Source organism: Synechococcus sp. CS-205 (genome assembly GCF_025128255.1).
Lineage (GTDB): Bacteria > Cyanobacteriota > Cyanobacteriia > PCC-6307 > Cyanobiaceae > Regnicoccus_A.
Map to the genome: position 1 here is coordinate 128,998 of NZ_JAHLZB010000022.1, position 7,515 is coordinate 136,512.

Annotated in this window: 11 protein-coding genes; 8 read left to right on the forward strand and 3 right to left on the reverse strand. The window is 67.0% G+C overall.

Going from position 1 to position 7,515, the window contains the following annotated elements; genetic code table 11:
- Positions 1-96: 96 nt before the first annotated feature.
- Positions 97-918, reverse strand: a complete 822-nt coding sequence (ppk2, locus tag KQ297_RS05095; RefSeq protein ID WP_259738457.1) for a polyphosphate kinase 2 — start codon at positions 916-918, stop codon at positions 97-99.
- 212 nt (positions 919-1,130) lie between these two features.
- Between ppk2 and KQ297_RS05100 the strand changes: the two genes are divergently transcribed.
- Positions 1,131-1,820, forward strand: a complete 690-nt coding sequence (locus tag KQ297_RS05100; RefSeq protein ID WP_259738458.1) for a DUF6629 family protein — start codon at positions 1,131-1,133, stop codon at positions 1,818-1,820.
- 51 nt (positions 1,821-1,871) lie between these two features.
- Complete coding sequence (gene pdxH, locus KQ297_RS05105) at positions 1,872-2,537, forward strand: pyridoxamine 5'-phosphate oxidase (RefSeq protein WP_259738459.1); 666 nt, start codon at positions 1,872-1,874, stop codon at positions 2,535-2,537.
- Between the two features lie 22 nt (positions 2,538-2,559).
- On the opposite strand, the gene KQ297_RS05110 is transcribed toward pdxH, so the two are convergent.
- The gene (locus tag KQ297_RS05110) at positions 2,560-3,024 is read right to left on the reverse strand and encodes a DUF3122 domain-containing protein (protein WP_259738460.1); all 465 of its coding nucleotides are present in this window, start codon (positions 3,022-3,024) and stop codon (positions 2,560-2,562) included.
- A gap of 122 nt (positions 3,025-3,146) precedes the next feature.
- Between KQ297_RS05110 and KQ297_RS05115 the strand changes: the two genes are divergently transcribed.
- On the forward strand, positions 3,147-3,284 hold the full coding sequence (locus KQ297_RS05115) for a hypothetical protein (RefSeq protein ID WP_259738461.1): 138 nt from the start codon (positions 3,147-3,149) through the stop codon (positions 3,282-3,284).
- Here the strand turns inward: KQ297_RS05115 and KQ297_RS05120 are convergent, their stop codons facing one another.
- Positions 3,285-3,632 carry a helix-turn-helix transcriptional regulator gene (locus tag KQ297_RS05120; RefSeq protein WP_259738462.1) on the reverse strand — a complete coding sequence of 116 codons (348 nt, stop codon included), beginning with the start codon at positions 3,630-3,632 and terminating at the stop codon, positions 3,285-3,287.
- 101 nt (positions 3,633-3,733) lie between these two features.
- Between KQ297_RS05120 and KQ297_RS05125 the strand changes: the two genes are divergently transcribed.
- The 5 genes from KQ297_RS05125 to KQ297_RS05145 are packed head-to-tail and all read left to right on the forward strand — an operon-like array spanning position 3,734 to position 7,369.
- Positions 3,734-4,879, forward strand: a complete 1,146-nt coding sequence (locus tag KQ297_RS05125) for a rhodanese-like domain-containing protein (protein ID WP_259738463.1) — start codon at positions 3,734-3,736, stop codon at positions 4,877-4,879.
- Positions 4,876-5,421: a rhodanese-like domain-containing protein gene (locus tag KQ297_RS05130; protein ID WP_259738464.1), complete on the forward strand. Its 546-nt coding sequence runs from the start codon at positions 4,876-4,878 to the stop codon at positions 5,419-5,421. Before KQ297_RS05125 ends, KQ297_RS05130 begins: the two co-directional genes overlap by 4 nt.
- A complete protein-coding gene (locus tag KQ297_RS05135) occupies positions 5,421-6,293 on the forward strand; it encodes a sulfite exporter TauE/SafE family protein (RefSeq protein WP_399251232.1) in 873 nt (290 codons plus the stop codon). Before KQ297_RS05130 ends, KQ297_RS05135 begins: the two co-directional genes overlap by 1 nt.
- Positions 6,290-6,736, forward strand: coding sequence for a hypothetical protein (locus KQ297_RS05140; protein WP_259738466.1), 447 nt, complete (start codon positions 6,290-6,292; stop codon positions 6,734-6,736). The genes KQ297_RS05135 and KQ297_RS05140 overlap by 4 nt, the downstream gene beginning before the upstream one ends.
- Before the next feature lie 60 nt (positions 6,737-6,796).
- Entirely contained in the window at positions 6,797-7,369 is a 573-nt protein-coding gene (locus KQ297_RS05145; protein WP_259738467.1) for a peroxiredoxin, read from the forward strand.
- The last annotated feature ends 146 nt before the right edge of the window (positions 7,370-7,515 follow it).

The window sequence follows — 7,515 nt, forward strand, 5'->3', positions numbered from 1 at the left end:
TGAATCGCCTGCATCGGAGCGATTCACCAGGCAGGACGCGCCGGATGACCACAGCCAGCGGCAGTTGCTCCGGTGACAGCACCCATGGCGAGCCGCTCAGTTGTCGATGAACACCGAATGGGCCGTACGCACGACCCGTGGATCGGGCTCACAGGCGACGTCGTGGTCCTTGTGCTCGTAGTCGAGGGCGTGGAGGACGCTGCGGATGGCGCCAAGACGGGCCCGCCGCTTCTCGTTTGAGTTGACGATCGTCCATGGCGCCACGAGGGTGTCGGTGGCGAGCAGCATCTCGTTGCGAGCTTCGGTGTACTCGCTGTACTTCTCCACGCTCACCTCGTCGATGGGCGAAATCTTCCAATGCTTGAGCGGATCCTTGCGCCGGTCGTCGAAACGCAGCTTCTGCCTGGCCTGCGACACGGTGAACCACATCTTGAAGAGCAGGATCCCACTGCCGACGAGTGACTGCTCGAAGCCGGGAACCTGGCGGAGAAACAGGGCGTGCTCCTGAGGTGTGCAGAAGCCCATCACCTTCTCGACGCCGGCCCGGTTGTACCACGACCTGTCGAACATCGTGACTTCGCCGGCCGATGGCAGGTGCGGGACGTAGCGCTGGAAGTACCACTGGGTCACCTCGGCATCGTTGGGCTTCGGCAGCGCCACATGGTCACTGCCGCGAGGGTTCAGGTGTTCGCGGAAGCGCTTGATCGATCCACCCTTGCCCGCCGCATCGCGACCTTCGAAGAGGATCACCACGCGCTGTCCGACAGCCTTGATGTGACGCTGTGCCTTGAGCAGTTCGATCTGGAGCGTTTTGAGGTCTCGTTTGTAGTCCTTCTTGTCGATCGGTTCGTCGTAGGGAAGATCGTTCTGCATCTCCTCGATCAAATCGACGGGCGATGGGCGTTGCTTCTTGCTCATCAGAGTTGCGATCGTCCGGCTGCCCCCACCCTGGCAAGATCGTTCGCCAACCGCTTCACCTGCCCATCAAGGCCTCATCCCAGCGGAACGCCTCCCGCAACGTCGGGGTCTTGGCGGGGCTTCCGAGCTCTTCCAGGCCTTGACTTTCATCACCATCCACACCGCCGCGCCAGGCTGGGGGAAATGCTTGCTGCCGGAGACGGCTCACGCCGATGTGCTTCTCCAGCAGCGCCAGCTTCGTGGTGGCGGCCGCTCTGTTGCCTCTGGGGGTGGCCTCCGTTCGCTACTGCCTGGCGCAACGGCGCAGCGAGCTGCTGCCCCTGGCCTTCTCGCCGTTGTTCTTCTCGGCGCAACAGGCCCTGGAGGGTGTGGTCTGGCTTGGCCTGGCGCCCGGGGGGCCTGGCTGGCTCGTGCACCCCGCTGCGCTCGGTTATCTGTTCTTCGCCTATGCCTTCTGGCTGGCCTGGTTTCCCTGGTGTGTGCTGCATCTGAACCGGCAGGCGCCGCCTGCCCTGCGCCGCCGCCTGCTGCAGATCGCTCTGGTGCTGGGCCTGCTGGTCGGCGCAGGACTCTGGCTCCCACTGCTGCTGGATGGCTCTCTGCTCGAGCCGGTGGTGGTGAACGGATCCCTGAACTACACCACCACCCTTCTGGCGGACCGCTGGATCAGCCTCGGCCTCGGCAGCACGGTGTATGGGCTGCTCATCTCCGCGCCTTTGCTGCTCAGCAGCTCGCCACGGCTGCGCTGGTTCGGTGGCTGCATTCTGGGCGCCTTCCTGATCACGCACCTCGCCTACGGCTACGCCTTCACCTCGGTGTGGTGCTTCTTCAGTGCGCTGCTGTCGGGATCGCTGTACTGGATCCTCAGGGATCCGGACCCACACGCTGTCCTGGTTGCCTGATGGCGCCCCATTGGCTCTCAAAGTCGTGAACACTCTCCGCGAGCAGCTGCCATGAGTGACCGTCCCGCCCCCACCGATCCCGCCCAGCTGCGCCGCGACTACCGCCGCGCCGCCTTGCGGCGGGCCGATCTGGCGGCTGATCCAGTGGCGCAGTTCCGCCTTTGGTTCGATCAGGCCGTGGCGGCGGAGCTGAGCGAACCCAATGCCATGGTGCTGGGCACCAGCGACGGCACCCGCCCCAGCGCCCGCACCGTTCTGCTCAAGGCGTTCGACGGGCGTGGGTTCGTGTTTTTCACCCACTACGAGAGTCGCAAGGCCACCGAGATTGCCGCCCACCCGGAGGTGAGCCTGCTGTTTCCCTGGTACGGGCTGGAGCGGCAGGTGGCGATCCTGGGCCGGGCCGAGCGGATCAGCGCTGGCGAATCGCTCGCCTACTTCCTCTCGCGCCCGCTCGGCAGCCGGATGGGGGCCTGGGTGTCGCAGCAGAGCGCCGTGATCCGCTCTCGCTCGATCCTCGAAGCGCAGTGGCAGGCGATGCAACGCCGCTTCGCCAGCGGAGAGGTGCCGCTGCCGCCGGCCTGGGGGGGCCTGCGGGTGGTGCCCTTTGAGTTCGAGTTCTGGCAGGGGCGCGAGAACCGCCTGCACGATCGCTTTCGCTACCGGCCCAGCGGCGAGGGCGCGGGCGGACTCTGGAGCATCGAGCGGCTGGCGCCCTGATCCCCGGCAGCCCCCCTCCTGGTCAGGCTGGAGGCTCTGCCGGCGTGGCGGATCCCATGGCGTGGAGCTCCATCACCTGCTCGGGGCTGAGGTTGAAGCTCAGGACCCCCCTGGTGCTGGGGACCTCCAGGCGGAGGGGAAGCGCTTCACTGGGCCGTGGCATCAGGGCATCGAGATCGAACTGGGCGGATCCGCTCGGAACCGATGACCCATCCCTGGGAACCATCTCTTCGCTGCGATTGGGCAGGCTCCACTCCTGACCCGTCGAATCACCCAACACGAGATCGGCGCTGTGATCCAGGGTTGTTCTGGCATCCAGAACACTGAGGCGGATGCGCTGGCCGGAGGGGTACTCCGGGAATGGCTGCTCGAACACCTGGGCGCTGAGGCGATGGCCCGCCCGATCGTCGAGCGACCAGCTGTCCGCAGCCAGAACTGGGGCAGCTCCCAGCAGGAACGCCAGCAGCAACGGCAGAGCGGCGAACAACCATCGCCTCAGAGGGGGGCGAACGCGGACACAGGAAGCCATGACTGTAACGGCATAATGGCTTATCTATTCTAGTGCGAGCGCCGCGATCGGTCCGCCGCTCAGGGCCAGGGCACGAACTCTTGACGCGGGCCAACCCAGGCTCGGCAGCCACCCTGATCAAGGTGTGCGCCAAGGAGCAGATAGCGGCGTTCGACGACGACCTGCAGCCGTTCGCACCCCTGGTGCGCTGGCTGGGGCTGGCCCTCAGGACATCGTGATCAGGCGGTCTGCAACTGCTGCAGCTGTTCCTCGAGCCGCTTTCTGAGACGACGCTGAACCAGGCCGCACAGTTCGGCGACCAGGGGATCAGCCACCTCATAGATCAGCCGGGCGCCCTCCCGCTCGCAACGCACCAGGCCGGCCCGCTGCAACTGTCCCAGCTGGCGGCTGATGTGCGACTGACTGAAGCCCGTGGCCTCGATCAGGGAGGCCACGTCCCTGGCTCCGTCGTGCTCAAGCTGGCAGAGCAGCTGTAGCCGGGCCGGCTCACTCAGCAGGCGGAAGAAGGCGCTCAGCTCCTCAAGGAGCTGAGGACTGGGCCGAGACCCGCCGGTGGCAGCAGCCATGGTGACAGTTATGTCGCTGGACACATTATGCACCGATCACCAGCCCCCTGACGAACGACCATTATGCGGCTATGCTCATACAAGTTGCTGATCGAGCCCCCATGGCCGTCGCTCCCGCTCGCGGCTTCTCCCTCTCGGCCGCTGCCGGTGGGGCCCCGTTGCTGTTCCGCCAGCTGTTCGATGCCGACACCGGCACCTTCACCTACCTGATCGCCGAGGTGGCCAGTGCCGAGGGCCTGCTGATCGATCCGGTGTTCGAGCAACACGACCGCGATCTCTCCCTGATCCAGGAGCTGGGGATCCAGCTGGTGGCCTGTCTCGACACCCACGCCCACGCTGATCACGTCACCGGCAGCTGGCTGATGCACGACGCCACCGGCAGCGTCATCGGCCTGGCTGCCGTCGCGGGCGCCGAGAACGTGACCCTGCCCCTGCGGCACGGCGATCAGGTGGCCTTCGGCAGTCGTGCTCTTGAGGTGCGGGCCACCCCCGGCCACACCGACGGGTGCCTCACCTTCGTGCTCGACGATCACAGCCTGGCCTTCACCGGGGATGCCCTGCTGGTGCGGGGCTGCGGCCGCTGTGATTTCCAGCAGGGCAACGCCCACACCCTCTACCGCTCGATCACCGAGCAGATCCTCTCCCTCCCCGACTCGTGCCTGCTCTACCCCAGCCACGACTACAGCGGCCGCACGCTCAGCTCGGTGTCAGAAGAGCGGGCCTTCAACGCCCGCCTGGGCGGTGAAGCCGATGAGCGCGACTTCGTGGGCTACATGGAGAATCTGGAACTGCCCCACCCGCGCCGGCTGGCCGTGGCCCTGCCCGCCAATCTGCGCAGCGGCAGACCGCGGGGGCACACACCTCCGGATCCCGACGGCTGGGCTCCGATCCGCCGCAGCTATGCCGGCCTGCCCCAGCTCGAATCCCACTGGGTCAGCGAGCACCGCGACTCGCTCACGCTGCTGGATGTGCGCTCAGCTGATGAATTCAACGGCCCCGACGGCCACATCCCGGGCAGCCTGCTGATCCCCCTGCAGGACCTGGAGCAGCGGCTCGGCGAGATCCCCACGGGGCAGCCCCTGGTGGTGCTCTGCCATTCCGGCAGCCGCTCGGCCCTCGCCACCCAGGAGCTGCTCAAGGCCGGACGGTCTCAGGTGGCCAACCTGCGCGGCGGTCTGCGCGCCTGGCAGCGGGAAGGCCTGCCCCTGGAACACCCCATGCCCACCCCTGCTCAGCCAACACCATGACCACCCAGACCAGCTCCACACACCCCAGCCCCGTTCGCCTGAGCGCCCAGGACCTCAGCCACCAGCACCGTGACAACAGGATCACGGTGATCGACGTGCGCGAGCCGATGGAATACGTGGCTGGCCACATCCCCGGCAGCCACAACATCCCCCTCTCCCGCCTCGGCAGCGCCAGCCTCCCCGAGGGGCCGTTGGTGCTGGTCTGTCAGAGCGGCAAGCGCAGCGAGAAGGGGCTGGCCGAGCTGCTGCGCCGGGGCCATCCCCATCGCCTCGCCGACCTGGAGGGCGGCATGGGTGCCTGGCAGCAGGCGGGCCTGCCCATCAACCGCCGCAAGGGAGCGCCCCTGCCGCTGATGCGTCAGGTGCAGATCGCCGCCGGCAGCCTGGTGCTGCTCGGGGTGATCCTCAGCCAGACCGTGGCCCCAGGCTGGATCTGGCTGGCGGGCTTCGTGGGAGCTGGCCTCACCTTTGCCGGCATCAGCGGCTTCTGCGGCATGGCCCGGCTGCTGGCGGTCATGCCCTGGAACCAGGTGAGGGTGTGATCAGCGGCACCGTGCTGCTGCTGATCAGCGGAGGCCTTCTGATCGGGCTCCTGCTCGCCGTGCTGGGGGCCGGGGGCTCGATCCTGCTGCTGCCCCTGCTGGTGAGCGGCGCCGGCCTGTCCACCCGGGAGGCCGTTCCGCTCTCCCTGATGGTGGTGACCCTGCTGGCCCTGGGCAATGTGGGGCCCTACATCCGCCGCCGGCAGGTGGCCCCGCGGCCGGCGCTGATCCTGGGGGTGCCGGCCCTGGCGGGCGCCTGGATCGGAGGCAGCCTGGTCAAGGCCGGCCTGATCCCCGAGGCCGTTCAACTGGGGATCTTCACAGTGGCGGCCCTGGTCGCCTCCTGGCTGCTGCTGCGGCCCGCCACCCCCCGGCCTTCAAGCGGGGAGGGCGGCGGTCATGGCCAGCGGCAAGAGCGCGAAACGCCCGTGGCCCTGGCGGTTCAGGGTGTGGTGGTGGGCCTGCTCACCGGCGTTGCCGGGGTGGGGGGAGGCTTTGCGATCGTGCCCGCCCTCGTTCTGCTGGCCGGTCTGCCGATGCAGCTTGCCAGCGGCACCAGCCTGGTGCTGATCAGCACCAACAGCCTGGTGGCCCTGCTGGCGCTGGGCCATTGGCCCGCCGCCAGCCTGGGTCTGCTGCTGCCCCTGGTGGGCGGCGGCGCCGCAGGTGCCGTGCTGGGCCAGCGGCTGGCGCCCCACCTCAGTGACCACAAGCTGCGGCTGGGCTTCTCCTGCCTGTTGATCGGCTCAGCGCTGCTCACAGGCTTCGAGGGATTGCGCCGCCAGAACCAACCGCTGATCGGAGGCAGCCCTGCCCCCGAGGCCCTTCTCCGCCGGCCATCACCACATCTCACCAACCAGGAGCAGCGATGAGCCAGCGCACCTTCCAGTTCCGGCTGCGCAGCAGCCATGACGGGCCCACCCGCGCCACCCAGTCGCTTGAGGTGGAGTTCCTGGCTGAATCGGGGGAATGGGAGCCTCAGCACCCCAGTCTCACCACCCCGGGGTTCCGGCTCTACCTGCTGTCACTGCTGCTCTGCCAGCATTTTTACCTGGTGGCCAATGCCCAGGAGCGCGCCATTCCCCTGCAGCGGGTGGAGGGATCGTTCACGGTGCTCACCAGCGCCGACTGGATCCTGGAGCAGCTGAACGGGGACTTCCGCCTGCGGCTCGATCCAGCCGTATCGGCGGAAGAGCGCTCCCGCGCCGACGACGAGGCGATCGCCTTCATCAGCGAGCGGATGAAACTCTGTCCGGTCTCGCGCAACCTGCCGGCCACGGCGGAGAAAGCGATCGGGCTGCGCCTGGAGACATAAGGCCCAACACGGAGTCGCTATGAGTTAGGCTGGCCGCAGTCTTTGACCTGCAGCTCAACCATGGCCGTGATCGAACGCGTTCCCAGCGTCATCTTCCACACCCGCGTGCGGGATGAAGCGGTGCCGGGCCCCAATCCCTTCCGCTGGCAGGACCTCAGCAGCGACGAAATCTTCGCCGGCAAGAAAGTGGTGGTGTTCTCCCTGCCCGGAGCCTTCACCCCCACCTGCTCCTCCAATCACCTGCCCCGCTACGAGGAGTTGCACGACCAGTTCAAGGCCGCCGGCGTTGATCAGATCATCTGCATCTCCGTCAACGATGCCTTCGTGATGTACCAGTGGGGCAAGCAGGTGGGCGCCAACCACGTGTTCCTGCTGCCTGATGGCAATGCCGAATTCACCCGCAAGATGGGGATGCTGGTCGACAAATCGAACCTGGGCTTCGGACCGCGTTCCTGGCGTTATTCGATGCTGGTGGATGACGGCCGGATCGAGAAGGTGTTCATCGAACCCGGCTTCGACGACAACTGCCCGGTGGACCCCTTCGAGGTCTCCGACGCCGACACGATGCTGGCTTATCTCAAGGGCACGCAATCCGCCGGAGTGAGCGAGCCCTCGCGCGCCTTCGTGGGCTGAGTCAGAGTACCCATTCAGGGGGCGAGATGCTGAGTCACAGCATTGTGGCTGCCATGGTCATCAAGCGAGGCAGCAGATCTGCTCTGCTGATACCTCCGGTGCCGGGAGCGCTGCTCAGTCGCTGGGCAGCAGTGAGGGCATCTCAC

What these genes read in the sequence shown, in the direction of transcription:
- ppk2 (WP_259738457.1), bottom strand. Translation starts at nt 918, where the DNA reads ATGAGCAAGAAGCAACGCCCATCGCCCGTCGATTTGATCGAGGAGATG.
- KQ297_RS05100 (WP_259738458.1), top strand. Translation starts at nt 1,131, where the DNA reads ATGTGCTTCTCCAGCAGCGCCAGCTTCGTGGTGGCGGCCGCTCTGTTG.
- pdxH (WP_259738459.1), top strand. Translation starts at nt 1,872, where the DNA reads ATGAGTGACCGTCCCGCCCCCACCGATCCCGCCCAGCTGCGCCGCGAC.
- KQ297_RS05120 (WP_259738462.1), bottom strand. Translation starts at nt 3,632, where the DNA reads ATGGCTGCTGCCACCGGCGGGTCTCGGCCCAGTCCTCAGCTCCTTGAG.
- KQ297_RS05125 (WP_259738463.1), top strand. Translation starts at nt 3,734, where the DNA reads ATGGCCGTCGCTCCCGCTCGCGGCTTCTCCCTCTCGGCCGCTGCCGGT.
- KQ297_RS05130 (WP_259738464.1), top strand. Translation starts at nt 4,876, where the DNA reads ATGACCACCCAGACCAGCTCCACACACCCCAGCCCCGTTCGCCTGAGC.
- KQ297_RS05140 (WP_259738466.1), top strand. Translation starts at nt 6,290, where the DNA reads ATGAGCCAGCGCACCTTCCAGTTCCGGCTGCGCAGCAGCCATGACGGG.
- KQ297_RS05145 (WP_259738467.1), top strand. Translation starts at nt 6,797, where the DNA reads ATGGCCGTGATCGAACGCGTTCCCAGCGTCATCTTCCACACCCGCGTG.